The following is a 26,132-nucleotide window of genomic DNA, read 5'->3' on the forward strand; positions in this document are numbered from 1 at the left end:
GAACAGGTTCATGCCGCGTTCCGAACGAGAGTCGATGATCATCATCGGCGCAGGGCTGGGCGGGCTGTCCACCGGGTGCTACGCCCGGATGAACGGCTACCGGACCCAGGTCCTGGAGATGCATGAACTGCCCGGCGGCTGCTGCACGGCCTGGGACCGGGGCGACTTCAGACTGGACCCCTGCGTCAGCTGGCTCCTGGGCAGCGGTCCCGGCAACGAGATGCACCAGATCTGGCTGGAGCTCGGCGCGTTGCAGGGCAAGGAGATCCGGCACTTCGACGTGTTCAACGTCGTACGCGGCCGCTGCGGCCGGGCCGTGTACTTCTACTCCGACCCCGACCGGCTCCAGGCCCACCTCACCGAGCTCTCGCCCGCCGACTCGGCCCTGATCAGGGACTTCTGCAAGCAACTGCGCGCCTTCCGCAAGTGCCTGGCCGTCTACCCGTTCCTCAGGCCGGTCGGACTGATGCCGACGACGGAACGCTGGCGCATGCTGGCCTCCTTCATCCCGTACTTCAACGTCGTGCGCAAATCCATCGGCGTACTGATGACCGACTTCTCGGCGCGGTTCAAGGACCCGCTGCTGCGCGAGGCGTTCAACTTCATCCTGTACGAGAAGCATCCGGCTTTCCCCGTGCTGCCGTTCCACTTCCAGCTCGCCTCGCACGCCAACCTCTCCGCGGGCGTCCCCGAGGGAGGCTCGCTCGGGCTGGCCGAGTCGATCGAACGGCGCTACCGTGCGCTCGGCGGCGAAGTGACCTACAACGCCAAGGTCGAGGAAGTACTGGTCGAGGACGACCGCGCGGTCGGGGTGCGGCTCAGCGACGGCCGTGAACTGCGCGCCGACATCATCGTCTCGGCCTGCGACGGACGCACCACCATGATGGACCTGCTGAAGGGGCGCTACCTCAACGAGGAGTACCGGCGCCTCTACACCCGCACCATCCGGGAACCGGGCATGGTGTTCCCCGGCTACTTCACGCTCTTCCTCGGCCTGCGCCGCGACTTCCCCGACGCCGACCCCTGCACCACCTACCTGCTCGACGAGACGGAAGCGGCCGCACTGACCGGCATCCGGCACCCCAGCATCAACGTCCAGTTCCGCAATCAGCACTACCCCGAGCTCTCTCCACCCGGGACGAGCGTCGCGTACGTCACCTACTTCTGCGACATCGCCCCCTGGCGCGCCCTGGACGAAGGCCCGGAACAGGCGACCCGCAGCCGGGGCGGGCAGGAGCTGCACACGCTCCCGGTGCGCCACGGCCGCGGGTACTACGCGGCCAAGCGCCGGGCCCGCGAGACACTCGTCGCGTTCCTGGAGCGGCAGCACCCCGGCATCGCCGACGCGATCGCCGTCCGTGACGTGTCCAGCCCGCTCACCCAGGTCCGCTACACGGGCAACTACGACGGCACGGTCCTCGGCTGGCAGCCGTTCGTGGAGAGCGGGGAAACGCTGGAGAAGCTCGTGAAACGGCACGGCCCCGGCCTGCCGGGGCTGCGGAACTTCTACCAGTCCGGCGTATGGGCGACCACCGGCGGCCTGATCCGCGCGGCGGCGGCAGGCCGGCATGTCATGCAGTTCGTCTGCCGCGACGACGGCCGCGCGTTCACCGCGTCCATCGACGAAAGCGGTCCGGCACCGACCCATCGGGTCATCGAGGTGGGGCCCCGGCCGGTGCCGCGGCCCCTCGCGGAGGGCCGACCGGCCCCCGTCGGGAGAGAGGTAGCGGGATGAGGGCCAGGAAATGGGTCGTGCGCGAGCACATCGAGGGCATCCCCGACGTCGAGCGGGTCTACGGCGAGGTCGAGGAGGAGATCGACACCGAACTCGCTCCGGACGAGATGCTCCTGAGGACACGTTACGTATCGGTGGACCCCTACCTCCAGGGCATCGCATTGGACACCCCGCTCGGCGCGCACATGGGCGCCGACTCGATCATGGAAGTACTGGAGGCGGGTCCGCTCGCCGCCCACCGCCCCGGTGACCTGGTGCAGGGGTTCGGCGGCTGGCGCACCCATCTCGTCAGCAACGGCGCCGCCACCCCCTGGCAGACCGGCACGTTCCCGATGGTCTTCCCGGCCTTCCGCCGCCTGGACCCCGACTGGTACGACGAGGTGCTGCCGCTGCCCACCGCGCTCGGTGTGATGGGCGGCCCCGGCATGACCGCCTGGGGCACCCTGACCAAGTTCATGTCGATCCGCCCGGGGGACACCGTCGTGATCAGCGGCGCCTCCGGCTCCGTCGGCTCGCTGGTCGGCCAGCTGGCCAAGCTCGCGGGGGCCAGGGTGGTGGGCACCACATCGACGCCGGAGAAGGCGGACTACCTCGACGAGCTGGGGTTCGACGCGGTCGTCGTCTACCGCCACGGGGACAACAGCGAGGCGGTACGGGACGCGCTGCTGTGGGCCGCGCCGGACGGTGTCGACAAGTACTTCGACAATCTGGGCGGCACCGTCACCGACGCCGTGTTCTCCATGCTCAACATCGACAGCCAGGTGGCCGTGTGCTGGCAGTGGGCCACCCAGGTGGGCCGCGACGTCACGGGACCGCGACTGCTGCCCTACATCATGTTCCCGCGCGCACATGTACGGGGCATCTTCTCGCTGGAATGGTTCACCGAACAGAACTGGCGCGCGCTCCACGACGAGCTCGGCGGCCTGGTCCGGCGCGGCGAGGTGCGCTGCGGACACACCCTCCACCACGGCTTCGAGAACATCCCGGAGGCCTACCGGAGCCTCTACCGGGACAGCGGGGCCAACCGGGGCAAGGTGCTCGTCGAGCTCTGAACCCCCGGCCCGGCGCAACACCCGCACCCGCCCGCGCCCAGCAGTTCGCCGCACCCGTGCAAGCCAGGAGGCCCCGTGTCCTGCCCCGCCGACGCCCACACCCGCCCCGGTCCGCCCCTGCCCCCGCTGCACCGGCTGGACTTCGACCCACCCGGCCCGCCCCGGCCCGTCGTGTTACCCGACGGGACCCAGGCCTGGCTGGTGAGCCGATACGCCGATGTCCGCACGGTGCTGACCGACAGCCGGTTCGGACGCGCCGAGCTCCACCCGCCGGACGCCCCGTCCCTGTCGGGCGAATCCGGCCTGGTGAGCAGCATCGACCTGATCTTCAATCAGGACGGCGAGGACCATCTGCGGCTGCGCCGCACCATGCGGCGCGCCTTCACGCCCAGGGCCGTAGCCCGCTGGCGGCCCTGGATCGCCGACATCGTCGAACAGCGCCTGGACGAACTCGCGGACAGCGCACGTCCGGCGGACCTCGTGTCCGGCTTCACCCTTCCGCTTCCGGTCGCCGTGATCAGCAGGGTGATGGGCCTCGACAGCGAAGCCCAGGAGCCGCTGCGTCACTGGAGCCAGTACGCGTTCTCGGACGGCTCCCACCCCGAGGAGGAAATGGCGTCCGTGCTGGCGGAGTTCGCGGCCTTCGGAGCCGCGCTGCTGGCCGAGCGGCGGAAGGAGCCGGGCGACGACCTGCCCAGTGTGCTGGTTCAGGCGGCCGACGAGGAGGGCGGCATCCCGGAGAGTCAACTCGTCGACCTGGTGTGCGGGCTGGTCGTGGGCGGCCATGACAGCACGATGACGATGCTCGGCAATGCACTGCTCTATCTGCTCGGCGAGCGACCGGAGGTCTGGCCCCGTCTCGGAGCGGACGAACGGGCCGCCGGCGACCTGGCGGACCGCCTGCTGCACCTGATTCCGCTCGGCGACGACCGGGGGACCGCACGCCACGCCGCGACCGACACGGAGGTCGGCGGCGTGACGATCCCGGCCGGGGCGGTGGTGCTCGCCGACTGCGGCGCGGCCAACCGCGATCCCGAGGTGTTCCCGCCCCGGCCGCTCGACGACCTGTTCGCACCCCTGGCGGCGCCCACCCTGGCGTTCGGAGCGGGCGCGCACTACTGCCTGGGCGCCTGGCTGGCCAGACTGGAACTCCGGCTCGCCCTGCACCGGCTCGCAGCGCGCCTTCCCGGCCTGCGGCTGGCCCAGCCCCCGGAGAGCGTCGAATGGCACCTGGGCACCACCTCCCGCAGCCCGCAGCGGATCGCCGTGACCTGGTAGGCGCACGCGTCCGGGGTGCGGGGAGTCACCCCCGCGGCTCGGGCCAGTCCTGGGCGTCCGCCCACGTGGCGTAGGAGGTCCAGGGGACGGCGGGGAACTGTGCCCGCAGCGCCGCCATGTCCACCTGGTAACCGCCGTTCGCGAAGAAGCTGTACATGGCAAACATGTCGGGGTTCACGGTGCGCAGTTCCTCCAGTGACGACTGGTGGAACGCCACCGTGCCACCCGCGGCCCGCCCGATCTCCTCGGCCATCCGGACCGGTGTGGGATCGTCGCCCGCGACTTCGATCCGCTGCCCGGTCCAGCGGTCCGGATCGGCGACGACCGCGGCCACGACCCGTCCCAGATCCTGCCGCGCGACCTGCTGGAGGGGAGTGTCACCGGGAATCGGCATGGTGAGGAGACCGGCGGCCACCTCGTCCCGGGAGCCCAGGGCGTTGTCGTAGAAATAGGCCGGTGCCACCACCGTCGCCGGCAGCCCCGAGCGGGCCAGCAGTTCCTCGGTCCTGGCCTTGGTCTCGAAGTGCGGTACGCCGGTGTCCCGGTCCGCACTGGCGACGGAGGCCAGCACCAGATGGGGCAGCGCGGCGTCCGCGGCCGCCCGGATGATGGCCGCGCCCTGGGCGACCTCGGCGTCCAGGCCGTCCTGGAACGGGGTGGTGACGGCGAACGCGGCCTTCGCGCCGCGGAACGCCTCGGCGAGCGAGGCCGCGTCGAACAGATCGCCCGGCACGACCTCCACTCCGGCCGCCGCCAGCGCACGGGCCCGCCCGCTGCCGGGATCGCGCACGACGGCCCGCACGGCACGCCCCGCCTCCAGCAGGGCGGCGACCACCGCGCCACCCTGACCACCGGTTGCGCCGAGTACCGCTGTAGGCATGAGGTCTCCTTGATCGAGCGACATGGGTCCATGCTGACCCGGACCCGGCCGGCCCTGCCACCGGGAGGACACCGGAGTTGTCCGGGGCGTACCCGGCACGTCGCCCCGGCATCCCTGTCCTGCCGGAGGCCGGGGCGACGTACCGTACTGCGGAGGGCTCAGCCGCCGGCGGCGGACCCGGCGGCGTTGCGCCAGACGGTGAGGTCCAGCGTCATGTACTCACTGGGCGAATCCTCGCTCGGGAGCCCCTGGACCGTCACGAGGCCCATGTGCCCGGTACCCGTCGTGACGCAGATCTGCCTGCCCTTGGAGAGCGTGCTGAGCTCGATGGTCTCGGTGAACCGGGTCTCCGCGAGGCAGACGTCGAGCGATCCCACCTGCCCCGGATCGAGCAGCACGAGAGTGCCGCCCGTGGTCTCGGAGTCGAGGTACCCGCCGGTGTCGTAGGAGAGTTCGTACTCACCGTCCTCGCCCTTCTGGGGCCGGACGTCGTCGTCCCCGAGCGTCAGGTGGTAGCCGGCCGGCAGGTTGATGCCCTGGAACTCGGCAGGCTCCGGCCGGGGCTTGGTGCTCGGCTTGGAGTCGGTCTCCTTGTCCGCGCTCGGCTTCTGGTCGCCGGTCGTGCCGCTCGTCTGCCTCCCGCCCGAGGAGCCGCCCGCCTGCGACTTCTGATCGTCGTTCTTGAGCAGGAAGTACAGTGTGCCGCCGGCCACGACACCGAGGACCAGCGCGGCGGCGATGGCGGTGACCGCACGCCGCTTGCCGGAGCCCTGGGGGCGCTGGGGCGCCTGCGGCACGGGGGTGCCGGGGTACGCCTGCCCCTGCGTCGGGAAGTGGGTCGGGGCGTACGCGTTGGCGTGCGCCTGGCCCTGGGCCGGATGGGGCACCTGGTACGGAGGCTGGGGCTGGGGCGGGACGGGAGAGGGCTGAGCCGGCTGAGTGAGCTGCTGCGCCACGGGCGGGCCGTAGCCCGGAGGCGGGGTCGCCGGGGCCACCGGCGCGGTGGGCGAGTGGCTCGCGGGCGTGGTGGGCGAGTACGCCGCAGGCGGGGCGGCGGCCGGAGGCGGCGGGGTCTGGACCGGGGCCGGGGCGGCCGCGCGTACCGTGATGTCGGCGGAGACCGGGGCGGGCAGCCAGTCCTCGGGGCGGCGCAGCACCGTCTCCGCGTTCGCGGACTGGCACAGCGCGATGACCTCGGCGATCGACGGCCTGGCCGCCGGGTCCTTGGCGAGGCAGCGGCTGACCAGCTCCATCAGCCGCGGCGGGACCTGGGTGAGGTCGGGCTCCTCGTGGACGATCCGGTAGAGAACACCGTGCGAGGTCCCCTCGCCGAACGCCGGTGTCCCCGTCGACGCGTACGCCGCCACCTGGCCGAGCGCGAAGACGTCGGTGGCCGGGGTCACCTTGCGCCCGGCGGCCTGCTCCGGCGCCATGAACGAGGGGGTGCCGATGGTGACGCCGCTGCCGGTGAGCGAGGTCGCGTCGGCGGCGTGGGCGATGCCGAAGTCGATGACGCGGGGGCCGTCGGCGGCGAGCAGCACGTTGGACGGTTTGAGGTCGCGGTGGACGATGCCCGCGCCGTGGATGACGTGCAGTGCCTCGGCCATGCCCGCGATCAGCAGCACCACCGTCTCGACGGGCAGCGCCCCGTGCGCGACGACCGCGTCGGCGAGCGAGGGACCCGGCACGTACGCGGTGGCCAGCCACGGGTGCGCGGCGTCCGTCGCCGCGTCGATGACCGGCGCGGTGAACAGGCCCTGCACGCGCTGCGCGGACTTCACCTCCTGGGCGAACCGGCGGCGGAATTCGGCGTCCTCGCCGAACTCGGGCCGGATCACCTTGATGGCCACCGGCCGCCCGCCGGGGGTGTACGACAGGTACACCTTGCCCATGCCGCCCGCGCCGAGCTTGGCGGCGAGCCGGTATCCGGCGATGGTGGTCGGGTCGTCTCCCTCAAGCGGTTGGAAGACCTGGGAGGCCCTTCCCGGGTCCGGCTGCTGACCACTCATCACTAACGTCTCCCACGCAGAACGCCGATATCGAATCGGCACCTTATACAAGTACGGGCCCTCGGCGCCCGTTCCGGCCGGGCAGGGGCTTTCCCGTACTCAGAACCGGGAGGACGCCGTGGGCGGTGGGCCCGGTTGCAGATCCGGCCCCCGGGGCAGCCTGCGCGCCGCGTACGTGCCCGCACCCGCCGCCAGCAGCATCACGCAGCCCGCGAAGATCAGCCCGGCCTGGCGCAGCCCGAGCCAGGTCGCCAGGGCGCCGACGCCCACCACCGGCAGTGAGATCCCGCCGTACGCGACGACGAAGAACGCCGAAATGGTGCCGCCGCGGTTGCGTGCCGGGGCCGCGCCGCTGATCAGGGTGAGCGCGGCACGGAAGGCCAGCCCCTGGCCGGTGCCGCCGCACAGGGCGCCCAGGACGAGCAGCAGCAGGGATTCGGCGATCAGTGAGGACGCCACCAGCAGGAGTCCGGCGACGAGGATGCCGCAGCCGACCGGGAGTGCGAGTCGTGCGCCGATCCGTTGGGACAGGGACTGTCCGACCGTCGAAGCGAGGAACACGGAGAAGACCACGGCGCCCGAGACCGCCAGATTGTGTATACCGAGCGTCCGCGCGGCGAAGCTCGGTGCGACCGCCGTGAACAGGCCCAGCAGCGCGAAGCCGGCGAAGGCCGCCAGCGAGGCGGGCAGGAAGACCCCCTTCACCTCGGCGGGGACGGACAGCCCCTGTGGTCTCGGACGTGGCAGGTGCTTCGGCTCGGCGACGGTCTCCGGCAGGAGCCAGGTGATCCCGCAGGCCAGGGTCACCAGGCCCAGATGGACCCAGAACGGAAGCGTCAGCGGCCAGGGCGTGTACTGCGCGAGGATCCCGGAGAGCAGGGGGCCGCAGCCCAGACCGCCCATGTTCGCCGCGGTGGCGGCGAACCCCGCACGGGCCTTGTGCCCGGGGCCCGCCAGTTCGATCACGGCCGCCGTCGCCGCACCGCTCAGCAGACCGGCCGCGCAGCCGGACAGCAGCCGCCCCGCGAAGAGCAGCGGCAGACCTCCTTCCGCCAGGAAGCACCCCGCGCTCGCCGCCGACAGGCCCAGTGCGCACAGCAGCACAGGTCTTCGGCCGGCCTCGTCGGAGTAGTTCCCCGCCACCAGCAGCACCGTGATCACGGCGAGCGCGTAGACGGCGAAGACCACCGTCACCATCAGCTCCGAGAACCCCAACTGTTCCTGATAGAGCCCGTACAGCGGGGTGGGCAGGGTGGTGCCGGCCATTCCGATGGCGAACACCGATGCGGCGGCCACGTACCCGGGCCGCCACCGGCCGCCGGTGTTCCCTGTGCACTCGCGAGCATTCACGCACATCACCTCGCGGCCGGTGTTCCGGCGCGGCCGGGCCCGGGAGCGGTCAGTCCCAGAGCTCGTGCGTCGCGACCCGCTCGGTGTACGCCGGCCTGCCCTCGGTGTAGACGAGCTGCAGGCGGGTGAACTGCCGCAGTTCGGGATGGGCCGTCCAGGACTTCGGGCGGTCCAGCCGGACGATGACGGGATAGGTGTGGAACTTGCCGGCCGCGCAGTACGGATCGCAGTCGTTCACCGCGTCAAGTGCCCTGCCCACGGCGGAATTCGAGCCCCAGTGGGACCACTGGATGTCGATGAGGCGGTTGTTGCCGTCGCCGCAGGCGAGCAGGAAGTCGCCGGGCCGTACCTGTGGGTTCGAGAAGCAGTCGACGGCCACCACGCGTGCCGACGGGCGGGACTCCGTGGTGGGGGATGCCGGCGTGGAAGCGGATGCCGGAACGGGAACCGCCGCCGCGAGTGCCGTGGCGGCGCACAGCATGAGCGCTGTCCTGAATTTGCGTGTGTGCATATCGGCTCCTCGGCTGCCTGAGGCCGGGCCCACGCCGACCGGCACAGTCGTCGGTCGTGGGCCCTTCTTCCAGCCGTCGTCCCTGAGACGACCATATGGCCACCCCCAGTGATACACCACCCGTACGGGTCATAACAGTGTAAAAATGGTACGAAAAGGTTCCGGGTGCCTCCGGCGCTCGTCAGCGGCCGGGCGGGGCGGCGCGCAGGGCACGGTCGATGTCCTGCGTCTGTTCCACGGCGTTCTCCGTCCGGCCCACTGCCGACTCCCATTCCGCCCGGTCGGGGCCGTCGAACCGGGGTGCGAAGTCCGGGTGTTGGCCGAGCCAGTGGGCCAGCCGTGCGCGTACCTCCTCGGTGCCGTACGCCTGATCGGCGGTGAGTTGGAGGTGGCGGACCTTCGCGCGTGCGCGCATGACCAAGGGGTCCTCGAACGCGCAGGCGGCGAGGGCGGCCCGCTCGCGGGCGGCGGCGGTGGGGGGATCGGTGGACACCCGTACGGGATCGCCGAGTTGAGCCGCGTTCACCCGGTCCGCGGCGACCTGGGCATCGAACCGCAGGCGCAGGGTCTGCGACAGCCATGCGTGGTATGCGCCGGTGAACGCCGCCGGGTCACGGGCGGCTCCGGCGTTGTGGGCCACCCACTGTGCCGCTTCCAGGGCCATGGCCACTCCCTGGCCCATCGTGGGATTGGTGTACGCGACCGAGTCCCCGACGCCGACGAGGCCGGTGACCACGGGCCCGTCGGCGTCGGCCGGTGTGGTCCAGCGATTGTGCAGGCCCCCCATCGCGAGCACCCCGGAGACCGGCTCGGGCTCCAGCGCCAGCCAGGCCGCGATGGCGGGAAACAACCGGGCGACCCGCTCGAACACCGCCGGGTCCCGCAGCGCCGCGCGGGTCGGATCGGCGGTGGACACCGTCAAGGAGGCCGCGAAGATGCCGTTGTCCGACGGGAACACCCCGCCGACCGCGAACGCCGAGGACGAACCCGCCTTGACGCGTCCGGCATCACGCGGCCCGTCGGGGCGCAGCCGGTACCAACGGCAGAAGTACGCGATCGGGACGCGGTGGTTCTCCACGACGGCGTCCCGGCAGCCCGCCCCGGACAACCAGCGGGGCACCGGCGAGCGGCGGCCCCCGGCGTCGAGCACCAGATCCGCATCGTGCGTCCCGCAAGCGGACCGTACCCCCGTGACCTGCGGGATGTCACCGCGTCGGTCGAGCAGGAGCCCCTCGGCGGGCTCCCCGAGGCGTACCTCGACGCCCGGCTCGCGGTGCACCGCATCGTGCAGGGCGGCCTCCAGAACGATGCGCCGGGTCTGGATCGTCACCAGGTCCTCGTCGCCGGGGCGGGCGGGCCCGCGATCGTCGAACCACTCCAATTCGTTGCGTTCCCGGGCGCCCCTGCGCAGCATCGCGCGGTACACGTCCGGAACCTCCGTGTCGAGCACGGTCCGGACCGGGGCCAGGAGTCCGTGCGGCTGGACCGCCTGCGGCACACCGGGGCGGTGCCAGTCGAAGAAGTCCCGGTCAAGATCCGTTCCCGGGCGGTGGCCGTCCCGTTCGAAGAGGGTCACCCGATGACCCCGCCGCCCCAGGAACAACGCTGCGGCCAGGCCGCCGATCCCGCCGCCGACAATCGCAACCCGCGTCAATGTGGTCCCCTCCACGCCGTGTTGCGGACCAACCGTATCCCAGGCCCGGGGCGCGAGCCGCCGGCGGGTCCAGGGTGCCCGGTGCGACGTGAACGGGAGAGCCTAACCCCGCTCCACCAGCCGCTCGGTCGCCGAAAGCGCCATGCGCAGTGCGCTCGCCCGGTCCGCGCCGCGCTGGCCGAGGACCACACGGGTGCTCAACCCGTCGAGCAGGGCCAGGAGTTCGGAAGCACGGGCCGCCGTGTCCAGGTCCTCGGCGAAGCGGCCCTGCCGCACGCCCTGGGCCAGGAGCGATTCGAGGTCCTCCTGCCAGCCGCGGTCGATCTCGGCCTGGGCCTGTCGCAGCGGCTCGTTCGACGCCGTGCGCGCCCACAGCTCGATCCACAGCGTCCAGCGCGGGTCGCGCGGCCCGACAGGCAGGTACAGCTCGATGAACTGGCCGAGCTTGCGTCCGGCGCCGGCCCGGCCGGCCAGCAGCGTCCGGCGCTCCTCGGTGAGCGCGTTCTCGCTCCAGCCCAGCACCTCCAGGAGCAGCTGGTCCTTGCTGCCGAAGTAGTACAGGATGTGGCCGCCGCTGGTGCCGAGGCGTTTGGCGAGTGCCGACATGGTCAGTCCGGCCAGGCCGTCCTCGGCGATGGCCGTCATCGCCTCCTCCAGCATGCGTTCCCGGGCCAGATGCCCGTCCCGCCGTCGCGCCGTCGCCGCCACGCCACCCCTCCTGTTCCGTGGACTCCACGACGACCCTACGGGACGGCTCCGGCCCGCCGATTTCGGCGGAGGTCTTGACGGGCCCCCGCGGACACATCTTGAATGCCGTTCTAACTTTTAGAACGGCGTTCAAAGTACTGTTCCGGGGCTCCCGGAGCACGCACGGATGAGGGGCAGGCCGCATGACGCAGCAGGAGACGACCGCGAGAGCGCCCGGCGGGACCGCGGCCACCGACCAGGCCTTCCAGGTCGAGACGCACGGCATCGACCCCATTCCCGACGAGGAGCGCCACGGCGGCGCGAGGGATCTGTTCTGGCTCTGGTTCGGATCCAACCTCACCTTCACCTACGTCATCAACGGCGCCCTGGCCGTCGCCTTCGGGCTCTCCTTCTGGCAGGCGACCGGCGTCGTCGTCATCGGCGGACTGGCGTTCTTCGCCATCAGCGCCGCCGGGCTGAGCGGCGTACGCACCGGCACCGCCACCCTGGTGATCTCCCGGGCGCCCTTCGGCGTCCGCGGCAACTGGCCCGCCGGAATGCTCAACTGGGTGGTCAGCATCGGCTACACCATCCTCAACACGGTCGTCGGCACGCTCGCCCTCGAAGCGTTCTTCGCCGACCTGGGATGGATCTCCGGCCACACCGGGCGGGCCCTCGCCCTGCTGATCACCCTCGCGCTGACGTTCCTCGTCGCCCTCTGGGGCCATGCCACCGTCCAGCTCGCCGAGCGCTGGATCGCGTACGCACTCGCCGTCGGATTCGCCGCACTCCTCGTGTTCCTGCTGCCGGGAGCCGACACCGGCGGGGCGGCGGTCCACCCCGGTGCCTCCGGGTGGAGTCTCGCCTTCGTCGTGATGCTGGCCGGGCCGTTCTCGTACGTCCCGATGCCCGCCGACTACACGCGCTACCTGCCGAGGACGACCTCGCTGCGCTCGCTCACCTGGTACGGAGCCCTGGGCGGCTTCGTCTCCTCGGTCGCCCTGGGCGTGGCCGGGGTGGCCGCCGCCACGCAGACGGACATGACCGACGCCGTGGCGGGCGCCGAGAAGCTGCTGCCGGGATGGTTCCAGCCGCTCTTCCTCGCCCTCGTGCTCGGCGGCTCGGTCACCAACTCCATCGTCACGCTCTACTCGTCGAGCCTGAACCTCCAGGTGCTCGGCGTCCCCTGGAGCCGCTCCAAGGCCATCATCATCAGCGCGGCCGTCACCGCAGCGGGCTCCCTCTGCGCGCTCTTCCTCACCGACTTCACCAGCTCGCTGCTGTCCTTCCTCTCCCTGCTCATCATCGTGTTCGCGCCCTGGGGCGGTGTGTTCCTCGCGGACATGGTGATGCGCCGCTGCCACTACGACGCACCGGCACTGCACGCCGGACCGGACGGCACCTACTGGTACCGCGCCGGCTACCACCCCGCCGGCATGACCGCGCTGCTCGCCGGCATGGTCTTCGCCGCGCTGACCTGCGACTCCGAGCTGTGGACCGGCCCGCTGGTCGCACCCCTGGGCGGCGCCGACCTCACCCTGCTCGGCTCCGTCGTCTCGGCCCTCGTCTACTGGGCGCTCGCCCGCCGGACCGTCGCACCGCACACCGAACCCTCCTGACCGGCGGCCAGACCCCGCCGGTCCACCGACCGACCGCACCATCGCACCACAAGGAGTCACCCCGCATGACCAGCCCCGTCCACCCCGCGCACCTCGTCCTGCGCAACGCCCGCATCCACACCGTCGACCCGGAGCTCCCCGAGGCACAGGCCATGGCCGTGGTCGACGGCCGTATCGCCTGGCTCGGTTCCGACGAGGACGCGAAGGGGTGGACGGGGCCCGGCACCCGGGTGATCGACGCCGGGGGCAAGCTCGTGCTCCCCGGGTTCGTCGACGCCCACAACCATGTCCGGCTCGGCTCGGACGACGCCTGCGTCCAGCTTTCCGGCGCCGCGACCCTCGACGAGGTCCACGCCCGCATCCGCGCCTGGCGCACCGCCAACCCCGACGCCGGGTGGATCGAGGCGGAAGCCTTCGACTACTCGGCCATCCCGGACGGCCGGATGCCCACCGCCGCCGACCTCGACCCGGTCACCGGCGACGTACCGGCCTTCGTGCTCAGCTACGACGTGCACACCGCGTGGGTCAACACCGCGGGCCTGCGCCGCCTCGGCATCGACCGCGACCACACCGATCTGCCGTTCGGTGAAGCCGTGACCGACCCGGACACGGGTGAACCCACCGGCTTCATCAAGGACTTCGCGGTCAAGGGCCTGTCCCGCGACGGCCACCGCGCCCTGCAGCAGCTGGGCCTTCCGTGGGCCTCGGCGGACCGCCAGTACGGTCGGCTCGCCACGTCCCTGGACGATGCCATCCGCTTCGGCATCACCACGGTGGTCGAACCCCAGAACTCGCTCGACGACCTGCCGCTCTTCGACCGCGCACGCGCCGAGGGCCGGCTCAGGTCCCGGATCGTCGCCGCGCTCTTCCACCCGCGCGGCACCACCGACGCCGACCTCGACGACTTCGCCACCGCCGCCCACCGCTACGACGACGACCGGATCCGGGTCGGACCGCTCAAGCTCTACATCGACGACGTGGTGGAGCCGCGGACCGCGGCCCTGCTGGAACCCTACGCGGGCTGCCGCCACCACCGGGGCGACACCTTCTACCCGCCCGAGGAGTTCGCCGAGCTGCTGACGAAGCTGGACGCCCGCGGCTTCCAGTGCTTCGTCCACGCCACCGGCGACCGGGGCATCCGCACCGTACTGGACGCCGTCGAGCGGGCCCGCACGGTCAACGGGGAGCGGGACGCCCGCCACCAGGTCGTGCACGTCGAGTGCCTGGACCCCGAGGACACCCCGCGGTTCGCCGCCCTGGGCGTGGTCGCGTGCATGCAGCCCCGCCACTGCGCCCCGGAGGTAGCCGGCCCCGGCAAGGACTGGGCCGAGAACGTCGGGGAGGAGCGCTGGCACAAGGCATGGCCGATGCGCAGCCTGCACACGGCAGGGGCCGTGCTCGCGCTCTCCAGCGACTGGAACGTGGCGGAGATGGACCCGATGATCGGGATCCACACCGCGGTCACCCGGCGCCCGCTCGGCGGTGGCGAGCCCTGGATGCCGCAGGAGACGATCAGTGTGGAGACCGCGGTCCACGGCTACACGATGGGCTCGGCGTACGCCAACTTCCTTGAGGAAGAACGGGGTTCGCTGACCGTCGGCAAGGCAGCCGACTTCGTGGTCCTGTCCCGTGACATCCTGCGCGCCGCACCCGAGGACATCCCCGGCACCGTCGCGGAGACCGTGGTGGTCGGCGGAGTCGTCGAGCACACTGCCTGACCCGCCCCGACGGCCTCCCGGAGTGCCACGCTTCCGCGTGCTCCGGGAGGCCGTCGGCGTTCATGCCGTACGTGGTGCGAGGTGGGGTGACCCGCGACGCCGTCAGGTGCCGTACGGGCCACCCCACCGGTCAGGCGGCCTGGATCTCGTAGAGCGCGAAGTTGCCCCACTGGAGGTTGGCGTCACGGACCGTCAGGCGCAGGCGCTCGGTCGTCACCCGCTGCGGCAGGGTGATCGTGCGCCGCTCGACGGTCGAGGTGTTGCCCGACCAGGCCAGTTGCTGCCCGGCGACCTGGGTCACCCAGGCCGAGCCGTTCCAGGTCTGCACATCGAGCTGCTTGATGCCCTGGCCGGTGGCGAAGGCGGTGTGCAGGGTGACGGTGCCGACGCTGGTGGGCCGGCGGAAGTCCATGTCGATGGTGCCGGGGAAGGCCACCCCGGAGGACACGCTGCTCCACGCGGTCGCGGTGTCGCCGTCGACCATCCGGTAGGCGTGGCTGTTGCCGAGCGTGGCGTACGAGGTGGTGACGACCGGCTGCGGCGGAGCCCCGGTGAACTGGTGGAAGCCCCGGTCGGGAGCGGTGGCCGGGACCGCGTTGCCGAAGTAGTCCTTGATGCCCTGCGTCACCGTCGCGCCGCGTCCCCTGGCGGGGGAGTCGGCCTGGAGCTTGTAGCCCGCCGGGTCGGTGCCGATGGAGACCAGCTTCGGGTCCGCCTTGATGGCGTTGATGTCGCCGGACGGGGCGATGGGGGTGTCGGTGCCCCAGTAGAGGTTGGAGTCGTAGACCGTGTTGTTGGCGGTGTCGTAGCCGGCCGTGGTCCGGTTGTAGAAGATGTTGTTGCGGATGTCGATGCCGCTCGCGTTGTTGTAGATGTGCACGATCTTGCCGAGCGGATAGTCACCGGCCCCGGTGTACGGGGGGTGCACGGTGACGACCCGGCCGCTCGCGTAGATCGTGTTGTTGTGGATCGAGGTGCCCGACGTCTCGGTGGAGAGGCTGAAGACCTCGAAGCCGTCGTCCTTGCTCAGGTTGTACCGGACCACGGTGTCCTTGGTCGGCGCTCCCTTGAAGGAGACGGTGATGAAGAACCCGCCGTCGTTGTCGTGGCTGTAGTTGTACTGGACGACGCTGTGGTTGTTGTCGGCGTCCGCGTCGAAGCCGTGACCGTCGGTGCCCGGCCCGTTGAACCCGGAACCCGACACCTCGTTGCGCTGCACGAGCAGGTCGTCGTTGCCCTGCCACCAGATGCCGACGTTGCCGCCCTTGAGGTTGAGCCGGCCGGTGGCGGCCTTGTGGACGCGGTTGCCCTCGACGACGGCGCCCCTGGTGTGCATCGGCGTGATGCCGCCGGCCGTCACGTCATGGACGTAGTTGTCACGGATCCTGACGTTCGTGCTGGGCGTCCAGGTGACGACCTCGCTGTCGGGGATGCCGGTCTCCACCGGGTACAGGCTCGTCATGCCGTTGCGCCGGGACCAGGTGGACCAGTTGATGATCCCGTACGAACGGATCTTGCTGACCTCGTTCTTCTCCACCACCAGGTTGTCGAAGTACGTGGGCGTCGTGTTGCCGCGGATGGAGATCAGCAGCCCCGCCGAGCTGACCGTGCTGCCGCCGGGTCCGTCCACGTCATGGATGTTCAGATTGCGCAGGGTGACGTTGGACAGCTTGCCCGCGTCCTTGCCGAACAGGTTCACACCTGTGCGGGGCGTGGTGCTGTCGCTCCAGTTGGTCACCTCAAGACCGTCGAGCGTGAAGTCGTGGACGTTGTTCAGCTTGACCGCGACGTCGGTCGTGCCGCCGCCCTCGATGAGGGGCTTGGCACCGGTCCCGTACGAGCCGACGAGCGCGGGACTGCCGACCGCCCCCGCCCCCTGCACATCCAGCCGTCCCTTCCACCGCTGACCCGCCTTGAACAGCAGCTGGTCGCCGGGGCCCAGCGTCAACTGGCTCGCTCTGGCAAGGGACTTCCAGGCAGCCGCCGCGTTGCGGCCCGATGCGCTGTCGTTGCCGGATTCGGCGTCGACGTAGTACGTGATGCCGGCCGCGCGCGGATGGGGCTGGTCCTTGGGCGCCGCCGCCTGCGCGGGCCCCGCCGCCACCGCGGAGAGGGGGAGAGCGAGAGCCGTCAGGAGCGCCCCTGCGATCCGCCTTCGCCGGGCGGGTGGAGTACTCGGGATACGTGAGGTACGCAAGTCTCGGTCCTTCCGATGGGATTGCCGGTCTCTGTTGCGCGTTACTTGCCGATCCCTGCAGTCATGCCTTCGACGATGCGACGGCCCAGCCAGAGGTAGAGCACGATCATGGGGTAGACCAGGATCACGATTCCGGCGAACAGGGCGCCCCAGTCGGAGCTGTACTGCATGGAGCTATAGAGGCTGAGAAGGGCCGCGGGCAGCGTGCGCTCCTCAGGCGTGGGGGTGATCAACAGGGCGAGCAGGGTCTCGTTCCACAGGCCGATGACGTTGAGGACGAGCACCGTCATCACACCCGGCTTGGCCACCGGCAGCACGACCTGGACGAAGGCGCGCAGCGGACCCGCACCGTCCAGCTCGGCCGCCTCCTCGATCTCGTGGGGCAGTGAGCGCATGTAGCCGGTCAGCACGAACACGGCGAACGGGAGCGACAGCACCACCTGGAAGACCAGCAGGGTGATCCGGTTGTCCCACCAGCCGGTCACCCAGTCGATCATGAACGTGGAGACGGAAAGCTTGATCACGATGATCGGGATCACGATCGTCTGGACCGGGATGCTCAGCCCCATCGCGAAGTACCCGGTGAGCCGCCCGGCGGCGCGCCGGTCGGAGCGGGCCAGGACATACGCGGCGGGCGCCGACAGCGCGACGATCAGCAGCGCTCCGACCAGGGTCAGGACGGTGCTGTTGAGCGCGGCGGCGGAGAAGCCGGCCGCCTTCCACGCCGCGGAGTAGTTGCCCCACTCGATGGTGTCCGGCAACGCGAACGGCGAGAGCCAGACCTGCCCGGAGTCCTTGAGCGACTGGAGGCCCACCCAGGCGACCAGCGCGAGGTTGAAGACGACCCAGGCCCACAGCGCGACGGTCGTCGCACGCGGCACCAGGATGTCGCCGAGCAGGCGCCTCATGAAAGCTCCACACGTTCGCGGCGGGTGACACGCCGGGTCAGTACGATGAGGATCGTCGTGACGATCAGGATGACGACGCCCATGGCGGCACCCGAACCCAGCTCGGGCACACCGCTGCCGGCCACCGAGGCGTACTGCTGCACCGCCACGGTGCGGGCCTGGATCGGCGGACTCGCCGGTGTACCGGCCGTGGTGAAGGCGATCACGATCTCGAACACCTTCAGGCTGTTGACCACCCACAGCACGGCCGACACCGCGAACACGTCCCAGGTCAGCGGCAGTGTGATGTGCCGGAACTGCTCCCACTTCGTGGCGCCCATCAGCGTGGCGTCCTCGTAGAGGTAGGGCGGGATGGAGTCGGCGGCCGACATCATCAGCGCCACGTAGAAGCCCGTGCTCGACCACACCAGCCCGGCGACGATGCACTTGAACACCATGTCCGGGCCCAGCCACGGCCGCCCCTCGATGCCGACCCAGCCCAGGACCGTGTTGACCGCGCCGTCGGGGTTGAGCAGGAAGCCGATGGCCACGCCGACCGCGATCACCGAGATGATCATCGGCAGGAAGATCACGGACCGGATGAAGGCCCGGCCCTTGAGCTGCCGCAGCACCATCATCGACAGGAACGTGAAGGCGAAGACCAGGACCCCGCCGCCGAAGGCCAGCACGAAGGTGTTGACGAAGGCGGTACGGAAGGCCTCGCTGCGCGCCAGGCCGAGGTAGTTGCCCAGACCGTTCCACGTCATGGCGGAACCGGGCCCCGCCCATGTGTGGAAGCTGACCCAGAAGCCGAACAGCGACGGCAGGACGAAGAGCACGGAGTAGGCGATCAGCGCGGGGAGCAGGAAGGGCCAGAAGGCGCGCTCACGCGCCGGCCGCACCCGTTTGCCGCCCTTGCCCGCGGTGGGTGCCGCCACTGCCGCGGGCGGGGTGAGTGTTGCTGTCCCCATGGGTTCAGCCCTTGCTGGCGAGGTAGTCGGTGACCTTCTTCTTGCCGGTCCTCACGAAGGTCGCGGCATCGATCTTGCCGGAGAGCAACTGGTCGTCCAGGGGCAGGAAGACGTTGTTCCACCAGTTCTTGTCCGTGACCATGTCGTCGTAGGTGCGGTGGGTGGACTTCGCCTCGGCGACGTCCTTCTGCACACCCGCCAGGTAGCCGGGCGCCGGGACGTCCGGGCGAGCGGGGATGTTGTGCGCGGCGGTGGAGATCTTCTCCCCGTACTTCTTCTGCATCGCGAAGGCGAGGAACTTCTTGGCCCCCTCGATGTTGTGGCCCTTGGCGTTCACGCCCCAGCCGAGCGTGCCGACCTCCACGGAGTTCTTGCCACCGGCCGGCAGCTGGAACGAGGCGACCTCGGTGCCCTCGGCCAGCTTCGCGTCGGTCTCGGCGGCCAGCCAGGTGCCGTTGAGGTTCAGGTCGTACTTGCCCTGCGCCCAGGCGTCCTGCGCGGCAGGGTACTTGGTGGCCATGAAGTCCTTCTGGAAGTAGCCGCCGTCGGCCAGCTGCTCCACCTTCTCGGCCGCCGCGAGAACGGCCGGCTCGTCCCAGGCGGCCGGGTCCTTGCGCAGGGCGTTGAGGCTGCCGGCCCCCTCGGAACGGACCAGGGCCGAGTAGAACCAGTACGCGTTGTAGAAGTTGACCGTGCCGTCCTGGCCCAGCGGTGTGCGGCCCTCCTTCTTCGCCTTGTCGAGATAGGCGATGAACTCGTCCCACGTCTTCGGAGCGAGCCCCGCGTGCTTGGAGGCGTCGTACCAGACCGCGGTGGAGATCACGGTGTGGGCCATGAAGCGGACGTGGTCCTGGTCGGTCGACGCGTCCACCACCGACTGGGGCAGCACGTCCCGCACCTTCTTGCCCTCGCCGGGCACCTCCATGTCCAGGACGTCGTCGAGCGGCGCGGCGAGGTTCTGCGTGACGAAGGCGCCGACACTGTCGGTGGAGGTGTCGAACAGGTCCGGGCCCTGGCCCGCGTTCATCTCGGTGGGGAGGGTGTCGGTGCCCTTGCGGCCCACGAACTTCAGGTCGACCTTGGTGCCGGTCGCCTTGGTGAAGTCGTCGGCTATCGACTTGATGAGCTTGCCCTGCGGCTCGTCGGCTCCCCAGGAGGAGGTGTAGACCAGCTCCTTCTCCGAGGTGGCGGAACCGTTCTTCTTTCCGCAGGCGCCTACGCTCAGGGCGAGAGCTCCGACGGTGAGCATGACTGTCAACTTACGCACGGGGGTGTGCCTTTCGTGAGGGTGACCGGTGAGCACGGGATCCGGCGGGCGTGGCGCCGCGGCCGGGGATCAGTGCGGCAGGAGGGACACGACGGTGCCGGTGCGGCGGGCCTGCTCGGCCGCCCAGACGACGCGGTGCGTGGCCAGGCTCTCCGCACCGTCGGTGATTACCAGGGAGGGGTTGTTCTTGCCGATGGCATCGACGAACGCGTCGAACAGGGCCGCGTCACCGCCGCCGTGCCCGGTGGCCGCCGTGGGATCGCCGTTGGCACCGGTGTCGATGACGGTGACCTCGTCGGTGACGAAGTCGTGCACGCGCAGGACGACTCCGTCCCCGTCGATGGAGCCTCGGGTGCCGAAGATCCGGGTCTTGCGGTGCTCCAGCGCCGCGAACGCGGTGACCGTGCAGGTGGCGGAGGTGCCGTCGGCGAACTCCATGGTCACCACCTGGGTGTCGACCACGTCGTTGTCACAGCTGTACGCGCACCGGCCGTACGGGCCCTCGCGCAACGCCGCGAGCACGCCTTCCTTCGTGTGGTCGGCCGTGACCGCGGACAGCGGCCAGAACTCCTTGTCCGCGTCGCCCAGGCAGCCGAGGTAGATGCGCTTGGCGGAGTACGGGCAGGTGGATTCCACCGGGCACTCCACACAGCGGTCCGCCGCACCCTCGGGCCGGTTCTCGGCCCGGAAGTGCACCAGATTGCCGAAGGACGACACCCGCTCGGGCAGCGCCCCCTTGACATGGGTGATCCAGTCGAGATCGTGGCAGGCCTTGGTCATCAGCATCGGCCCGGACCCCTCCTCGCTGCGCCAGTTGCCCCGTACGAACGAGTGGGCCTGATGCCACCAGCCGACCTGTTCCAGGTGCTGGATGTTCATCACGTCGCCGATCCGCCCCTCGGCGATCAGCTCCCTGAGCCTGATCGTGTAGGGCGTGTAGCGCATGACATGGCAGACGGCCAGCAGAACGTCGTTGCGGTCGGCGGCCGAGGAGATGGCGGCCGCCTCCTCCTCGCTCTGCGCCATCGGCTTCTCCAGGAGCAGGTGGTAGCCGAGATCGGCCGCCCGCACGGCGGGTTCCGTGTGCATGCTGTCCTGCGTCGAGATCACCGCCGCGTCGGCCAGCCGGTCCCGGGCGAGCAGATCCCGCCAGTCGGCGAAGACGTTCTCGGCCGGTACGTCATGCGCGGCCGCCATGCTCCGCCTGCGTTCCGGATCGGGTTCGGCCACGGCCACCACACGCGCCATGCCGGTCTCCAGAGCACGCCGCGCGTAGCTCATACCGCGCAGCCCCGCCCCGATGATGGCGAGAGTGACCACAAATACCCCCTCGGACTTGCGACTTACTAATGCAAGCTGTTTTTATTTCTCATGTACAGAGCCTGTCAAGGGAGTGACGGTGACAATTTCCGGAGGCGACACCTCGCGGCTGCGGCGCATCAATCTGGTCACGACGCTTCGCGCCCTGCGCGGCCAGGGCCCTCTCAGCCTCACCGAGGTCACCAGACGCACAGGTCTGTCCCGCCCGACGGTGGAGAGCCTGACGGAGGAGCTGCTCGGCTCGGGATGGCTGAAGGAACTGCCGCCCCAGCCGGGCCACATGGGCCGCCCCGCCAGGCTGTTCAGTTTCCACTCGACCGGCGACTACGTGCTCGGCATCGACATCGGCTCGTACAGCATCAGGGCGGCCGTCGCCGACCTCGACGGCACCGTCGTGGCGGCCCGCACGGAGCGGGTGAGCGCGGACGCGGGGCGTTCCGTACGCCTGGCCGCCGTGCGCACGACGGCCGTCGGGGTGCTGGAATCGGCGGCGGTACGGTCCGCCCAGCTCGCCGCGGTCTGTGTCGGCACCACGGGTGTGGTCAGCCATGACGGCCGGGTCAAACGCTGCGTCGGCCTGCCGGAATGGGACGGTCTGGACCTCGCGGGCGAGTTGGGCACCGACTTCGACTGCCCGGTCCTGGTGGAGAACGACTGCAATCTCGCCGCACTCACGGAGGGCTGGATCGGCGAGGCCCAGGGCGTCGACGACGTGGCCTTCGTGCTGTCCGGAGTACGCACCGGGGCCGGTCTGCTGATCGGCGGCCGGGTGCACCGGGGGCGCGGGGGAGCGGCCGGTGAGATAGGCGCCCTGCCCCTGCTCGGCTGGCACCGGGCCACCTCGCATCTGACCGGCTATCCGAAGATGCCGGCGGACATCCTGCCCCAGGAGGCCGCCGAGTACGTCTTCGCCCAGGCCCGGACCGGCGAACCGGCCGCCCGCTGGGCCGTGGAGCAGTACGCCCATGACCTGGCCGAAGGCATCGCCGCCCTGGTCCTGGCCCTGGATCCGGAGCTCGTCGTGATCGGCGGCGGGGTCTCACGCTCCGGTGACGTGCTGCTGGAGCCGCTGCGGCGGCACCTGGACCCGCTGTGCCTGGAACCCCCGGCCCTGGCGGTCTCCACCCTCTCCGACCAGGCCGTGGTGCTGGGCGCCGTCCGGCTCGCCCTCGACCATGTGGACGCCCGGCTCTACGACGTCGACACGGTGCTGCCCGAACCGTCGTCCTGAACCCCGGCCCCGGGTGCGGCGTGCCGCTGTTCCCTGCTTCTCTTAACAAAAGACTCTGTATATGTGAGGCGGGTGTCCTCGGGACACGGGCCCGGTGAGCAGAGGCACGGACGGCGGGGCGCTCCCGGCCGACCGGCCTGCGGGAACAGCAGGGGTACGGGCGTGGCAGGGCGTTCGTCTGCCGCTGCGCCGCTGCGCTTCAGCGGCGCAGGGCGGTCTCCTGTTCCATGTGCGACAGCTTCTCGGGATTGCGCACGGCGTAGACGGCGGAGACGAGACCGTCGGCGATGCGCAGCGTGATGACGGTGTCGAGCACGCCGTCGAGCCGGACGATCAGGGCCGGGCAGGCGTTGACCTGTGCCGGCAGCAGCGAGAGGTCGGTGACCCGGCCCAGCCCGGTGGCCAGCAGGCGGGCCACCTTGTCGACCCCCACGACCGGGCGCAGGACGGCCTGCTTGATTCCGCCGCCGTCGCCCATGAGGACCACGTCCGGCGCGAGGATGTCGAGCAGGCCCTGCAGATCGCCCGTCTCGGTCGCCCGCCGGAACGCGTCGAGCGCGTCCCGGGTCTCGGCCGGCGAGACGGCCTCGCGCGGTCGGCGCGCGGCGACGTGGGTCCGTGCCCGGTGCGCGATCTGGCGTACCGCGGCCGGGCTCTTGTCGACGGCCTCGGCGATCTCGTCGTACTCGACGTCGAACACCTCGCGCAGCACGAACACCGCCCGCTCGGTCGGTGCGAGGGTTTCCAGAACCAGCAGCATCGCCGTGGAGACACTGTCCGCCAGCTCGATGTCCTCGGCCACGTCGGGCGCGGTGAGCAGCGGCTCGGGAAGCCAGGAGCCGACGTAGGACTCCCTGCGGCGGCCGAGCGTGCGCAGTCGGCTCAGCGCCTGGCGCGTGGTGATCCTGACCAGGAACGCGCGCTGGTTGTGCACCGTGCCGAGGTCGACACCCGCCCACCTCAGCCAGGTCTCCTGCAACACGTCCTCCGCGTCGGCGGCCGAGCCGAGCAACTCGTACGCGACGGTGAAGAGCAGGCCGCGATGGGCGACGAACGCCTCGGTGGCGGGATCGGCGCGTACGCCCTCCGCGACCTGCCCGGCCATGTCCGCTGTGCGCTCGCTCTTCACCGGCTGCTCCTGTCTGTTCGCTCTCGACGGTGCCACGCGCACAAGACGCCGGTCCGTGCCGTTCTGTGACACCGGCGGGCAGTGGCGCAGGTCACACAGGAGGGGCTGTCACAACGAGCGGGGCGTCGGCGTCTCGTGTCCGTCGAGTGCAACACCACGAGTGAGGACGAAGCCATGGACGCCCGATTCAACCTGTTCGAGAACGAGACCGCCGCCAAGTTCGCCAAGCGGTTCGCCAACGCCGGCCTGGTGATCCAGCAGTCGTCGCTCCCGCAGTCCACCCAGGAGCTGGTGTCGCTGCGGGCCAGCCAGATCAACGGCTGCGGCTGGTGCATCGACATGCACACCAAGGAGGCCACGGCCGCCGGTGAGACCGCGCTCCGGCTCAACCTGGTCGCGGCGTGGCGCGAGTCCACCGTGTTCACCGAGGCCGAACGGGCCGCGCTGGCCCTCGCCGAAGAGGGCACCCGGCTGGCGGACGCCCACGAAGGGGTGTCCGACGAGACCTGGGCCGCGGTGCGCAAGCACTACGACGACGACCAGGTCGCCTCGTTGGTCGCCCTGGTCGCCCTGATCAACGCGGCCAACCGGCTCGCCGTGATCGTGCACCTGAAGGGCGGCTCCTACGAGCCCGGCATGTTCGCCGCCTCGACCGGCTGACCGGAGGACGGCGGCAGGGAGCTGCCGGGGGGTGGCACCAAGCGAAGGGCGCCTGATGAGCAGCTGCTCATCAGGCGCCCTTCATGGCGCTTGTGGAGGATCAGACCGCCGGAGACGGGTAGGTCGGGTACTCCACGCCGGAGATGTGCCGGACGACCCGGATGACCTGGCACGAGTAGCCGAACTCGTTGTCGTACCAGAGGTAGAGGATCGCGTTGTCGCCGTCGACCTTGGTCGCGCCGGCGTCGACGATCGAGGAGTGGCGCGAGCCGACGAAGTCCATGGAGACGGCGTCGGGCGCGGTGGTGAAGTCGATCTGGCGCTTGAGCGGCGAGTGCAGCGAGACGTCGCGCAGGTACTCAAGGACCTCGTCGCGGTTGGTCTCGCGGCCCAGGCGCAGGCTGAGGATGGCGATCGAGACGTCCGGGACGGGGACGCGGATCGAGCTGCCGGTGATGGGGGCCTTGAGGTCGGGCAGGGCCTTCGCGACGGCGGAGGCGGCACCGGTCTCGGTGATGACCATGTTCAGCGGCGCGGAGCGGCCACGGCGGTCGGCCTTGTGGTAGTTGTCCAGCAGGTTCTGGTCGTTGGTGAACGAGTGGACGGTCTCCACGTGGCCACGCAGGACACCGTACTCGTCCGCCATCGCCTTCAGCGGCGGCACGATCGCGTTGGTGGTGCAGGACGCGCAGGACAGGATCTGCTCGTCCGGCTTGATCATGTCGTGGTTGACGCCGTGCACGATGTTCGGGACGTCGCCCTTGCCCGGCGCGGTCAGGACGACCTTGTCGATGCCGGGACGCAGGTGCTTCGACAGGCCCTCGCGGTCGCGCCACTTGCCGGTGTTGTCGATGAGGATGGCGTCCTTGATGCCGTGCGCCGTGTAGTCGACCTCGGACGGGTCGTTGGCGTAGATCACCTTGATCTCGTTGCCGTTGGCAACGATGGTGTTCTTCGCCTCGTCGACGGTGATCGTGCCCTGGAACTGGCCGTGGATCGAGTCGCGGCGCAGCAGCGAGGCACGCTTGACGATGTCCTGGTCGCCGCCCCCGCGGACGACGATGGCGCGCAGCCGCAGTCCGTTGCCGGAGCCGGCCTTCTCGATCAGCAGGCGGGCGACGAGGCGGCCGATGCGGCCGAACCCGTACAGGACGACATCGCGACCGTCGCCGCGCTCGATCTTGTTGGCACCGGTGGCCCCGGCGACGGCCTCGGCGGTGAACTCCTCGACGGAGAGACCGCGGTCGTCGGCCGCGTAGGTCGCGGCGAGCATGCCGATGTCGATCTGGGAAGGACCGAGGTCGAGCGTGGTGAGGGCCTGGAGGAACGGCAGCGTGTCGGTGACCGACAGCTCCTCACCGGCGATCTGGCGGGCGAATCGGTGGGTCTTCAGGATGCTGACCACCGACTTGTTCACCAAGGATCGGCTGTGGAGCAGGACCGTTACATCCCGCTCCCGGTGCAGTTTCCCGATGACCGGGATCATCGACTCCGCGATCTCCTCGCGGTTCTTCCAGCTGGTGAACGAGTCGTCATTGACAGTCACAGGTTTATCTTTCGAGCTAGGCGGCGCTCATATGCTAACCCCTCGCTACTTTGATCATTCGAATGGGTCGCCCGGGCCGGGACCGGGCGACCCGCGCCGGGGTCGCGCCCGGTGGGCGGAGGGCCGCGCGACCCACCGTCCCGGCATGCGGGGAACGCCTGCCCAAACCCCCGAAACGGCCCTGTGGATGTGATGCCACCCATAGGGGCCACGTCACATCCTAGGCCGCATAGTAGGAACAGGACCGTTCCAAGCGGCATGAAAACGGTCCAGAGTGGTTCATTTCGGACATTGCTCCGTATTAGGGTAGTACGTCACATCATTGACCCCCGTCCAGGCCGCCGCTAACCATGGTTCTCGTCGCAGTCCACCGCGACCGGCCCGGACGGACCACCCGCCGGACCACGCAGGGCCCCCGCCCCGCACGCCGC

20 protein-coding genes are annotated in these 26,132 nt (G+C 70.4%); 7 read left to right on the top strand and 13 right to left on the bottom strand.

Annotated features, from left to right (window positions below; genetic code table 11):
• Positions 1-10: 10 nt before the first annotated feature.
• From ACFYY1_RS27640 to ACFYY1_RS27650, 3 genes are all read left to right on the top strand, one after another.
• Complete coding sequence (locus tag ACFYY1_RS27640) at positions 11-1,735, top strand: phytoene desaturase family protein (protein ID WP_388590423.1); 1,725 nt, start codon at positions 11-13, stop codon at positions 1,733-1,735.
• Positions 1,732-2,787, top strand: coding sequence for an MDR family NADP-dependent oxidoreductase (locus tag ACFYY1_RS27645; RefSeq protein WP_388590424.1), 1,056 nt, complete (start codon positions 1,732-1,734; stop codon positions 2,785-2,787). Before ACFYY1_RS27640 ends, ACFYY1_RS27645 begins: the two co-directional genes overlap by 4 nt.
• A 75-nt stretch (positions 2,788-2,862) precedes the next feature.
• Entirely contained in the window at positions 2,863-4,065 is a 1,203-nt protein-coding gene (locus ACFYY1_RS27650) for a cytochrome P450 (RefSeq protein ID WP_388590426.1), read from the top strand.
• 25 nt (positions 4,066-4,090) lie between these two features.
• Here the strand turns inward: ACFYY1_RS27650 and ACFYY1_RS27655 are convergent, their stop codons facing one another.
• The 6 genes from ACFYY1_RS27655 to ACFYY1_RS27680 all read right to left on the bottom strand — a co-directional run bounded on the left by ACFYY1_RS27655 (position 4,091) and on the right by ACFYY1_RS27680 (position 11,177).
• Positions 4,091-4,945, bottom strand: a complete 855-nt coding sequence (locus ACFYY1_RS27655; protein WP_388590427.1) for an NmrA family NAD(P)-binding protein — start codon at positions 4,943-4,945, stop codon at positions 4,091-4,093.
• A 158-nt stretch (positions 4,946-5,103) separates the two neighbouring features.
• A complete protein-coding gene (locus tag ACFYY1_RS27660) occupies positions 5,104-6,954 on the bottom strand; it encodes a serine/threonine-protein kinase (RefSeq protein WP_388590429.1) in 1,851 nt (616 codons plus the stop codon).
• 99 nt (positions 6,955-7,053) lie between these two features.
• The gene (locus tag ACFYY1_RS27665) at positions 7,054-8,310 is read right to left on the bottom strand and encodes an MFS transporter (RefSeq protein ID WP_388590430.1); all 1,257 of its coding nucleotides are present in this window, start codon (positions 8,308-8,310) and stop codon (positions 7,054-7,056) included.
• Positions 8,311-8,353: 43 nt separating this feature from the next.
• A complete protein-coding gene (locus ACFYY1_RS27670; protein WP_388590431.1) occupies positions 8,354-8,815 on the bottom strand; it encodes a hypothetical protein in 462 nt (153 codons plus the stop codon).
• Positions 8,816-8,996: 181 nt separating this feature from the next.
• The gene (locus tag ACFYY1_RS27675; RefSeq protein ID WP_388590432.1) at positions 8,997-10,469 is read right to left on the bottom strand and encodes an NAD(P)/FAD-dependent oxidoreductase; all 1,473 of its coding nucleotides are present in this window, start codon (positions 10,467-10,469) and stop codon (positions 8,997-8,999) included.
• A gap of 102 nt (positions 10,470-10,571) precedes the next feature.
• Positions 10,572-11,177, bottom strand: a complete 606-nt coding sequence (locus ACFYY1_RS27680; RefSeq protein WP_388590433.1) for a TetR/AcrR family transcriptional regulator — start codon at positions 11,175-11,177, stop codon at positions 10,572-10,574.
• A 182-nt stretch (positions 11,178-11,359) separates the two neighbouring features.
• Between ACFYY1_RS27680 and ACFYY1_RS27685 the strand changes: the two genes are divergently transcribed.
• The gene (locus ACFYY1_RS27685; protein ID WP_388590434.1) at positions 11,360-12,775 is read left to right on the top strand and encodes a purine-cytosine permease family protein; all 1,416 of its coding nucleotides are present in this window, start codon (positions 11,360-11,362) and stop codon (positions 12,773-12,775) included.
• Positions 12,776-12,840: 65 nt separating this feature from the next.
• A complete protein-coding gene (locus ACFYY1_RS27690) occupies positions 12,841-14,493 on the top strand; it encodes an amidohydrolase (protein WP_388590435.1) in 1,653 nt (550 codons plus the stop codon).
• 130 nt (positions 14,494-14,623) lie between these two features.
• On the opposite strand, the gene ACFYY1_RS27695 is transcribed toward ACFYY1_RS27690, so the two are convergent.
• From ACFYY1_RS27695 to ACFYY1_RS27715, 5 genes are all read right to left on the bottom strand, one after another.
• A complete protein-coding gene (locus ACFYY1_RS27695) occupies positions 14,624-16,690 on the bottom strand; it encodes a right-handed parallel beta-helix repeat-containing protein (protein ID WP_388590437.1) in 2,067 nt (688 codons plus the stop codon).
• Positions 16,691-16,731: 41 nt separating this feature from the next.
• Positions 16,732-17,598, bottom strand: a complete 867-nt coding sequence (locus ACFYY1_RS27700) for a carbohydrate ABC transporter permease (RefSeq protein ID WP_388590438.1) — start codon at positions 17,596-17,598, stop codon at positions 16,732-16,734.
• Entirely contained in the window at positions 17,595-18,548 is a 954-nt protein-coding gene (locus tag ACFYY1_RS27705; protein ID WP_388590439.1) for a carbohydrate ABC transporter permease, read from the bottom strand. The genes ACFYY1_RS27700 and ACFYY1_RS27705 overlap by 4 nt, the downstream gene beginning before the upstream one ends.
• Positions 18,549-18,552: 4 nt before the next feature.
• Complete coding sequence (locus ACFYY1_RS27710; RefSeq protein WP_388590440.1) at positions 18,553-19,797, bottom strand: ABC transporter substrate-binding protein; 1,245 nt, start codon at positions 19,795-19,797, stop codon at positions 18,553-18,555.
• 87 nt (positions 19,798-19,884) lie between these two features.
• Complete coding sequence (locus tag ACFYY1_RS27715) at positions 19,885-21,135, bottom strand: Gfo/Idh/MocA family protein (protein ID WP_388590441.1); 1,251 nt, start codon at positions 21,133-21,135, stop codon at positions 19,885-19,887.
• A gap of 79 nt (positions 21,136-21,214) precedes the next feature.
• On the opposite strand from ACFYY1_RS27715, the gene ACFYY1_RS27720 reads away from it, so the two are divergent.
• Positions 21,215-22,366 carry an ROK family protein gene (locus ACFYY1_RS27720; RefSeq protein WP_388590443.1) on the top strand — a complete coding sequence of 384 codons (1,152 nt, stop codon included), beginning with the start codon at positions 21,215-21,217 and terminating at the stop codon, positions 22,364-22,366.
• Between the two features lie 199 nt (positions 22,367-22,565).
• On the opposite strand, the gene ACFYY1_RS27725 is transcribed toward ACFYY1_RS27720, so the two are convergent.
• On the bottom strand, positions 22,566-23,537 hold the full coding sequence (locus ACFYY1_RS27725) for an RNA polymerase sigma-70 factor (RefSeq protein WP_388590444.1): 972 nt from the start codon (positions 23,535-23,537) through the stop codon (positions 22,566-22,568).
• A gap of 132 nt (positions 23,538-23,669) precedes the next feature.
• Here ACFYY1_RS27725 and ACFYY1_RS27730 point away from each other — a divergent pair, with 132 nt between their 5' ends.
• Positions 23,670-24,155, top strand: a complete 486-nt coding sequence (locus tag ACFYY1_RS27730) for a carboxymuconolactone decarboxylase family protein (protein ID WP_388590445.1) — start codon at positions 23,670-23,672, stop codon at positions 24,153-24,155.
• A gap of 100 nt (positions 24,156-24,255) precedes the next feature.
• Here the strand turns inward: ACFYY1_RS27730 and ACFYY1_RS27735 are convergent, their stop codons facing one another.
• On the bottom strand, positions 24,256-25,701 hold the full coding sequence (locus ACFYY1_RS27735) for a glyceraldehyde-3-phosphate dehydrogenase (RefSeq protein WP_388590446.1): 1,446 nt from the start codon (positions 25,699-25,701) through the stop codon (positions 24,256-24,258).
• Positions 25,702-26,132 lie beyond the last annotated feature (431 nt).

Source organism: Streptomyces sp. NPDC001890, assembly GCF_042891445.1.
Classification (GTDB): Bacteria; Actinomycetota; Actinomycetes; order Streptomycetales; family Streptomycetaceae; genus Streptomyces.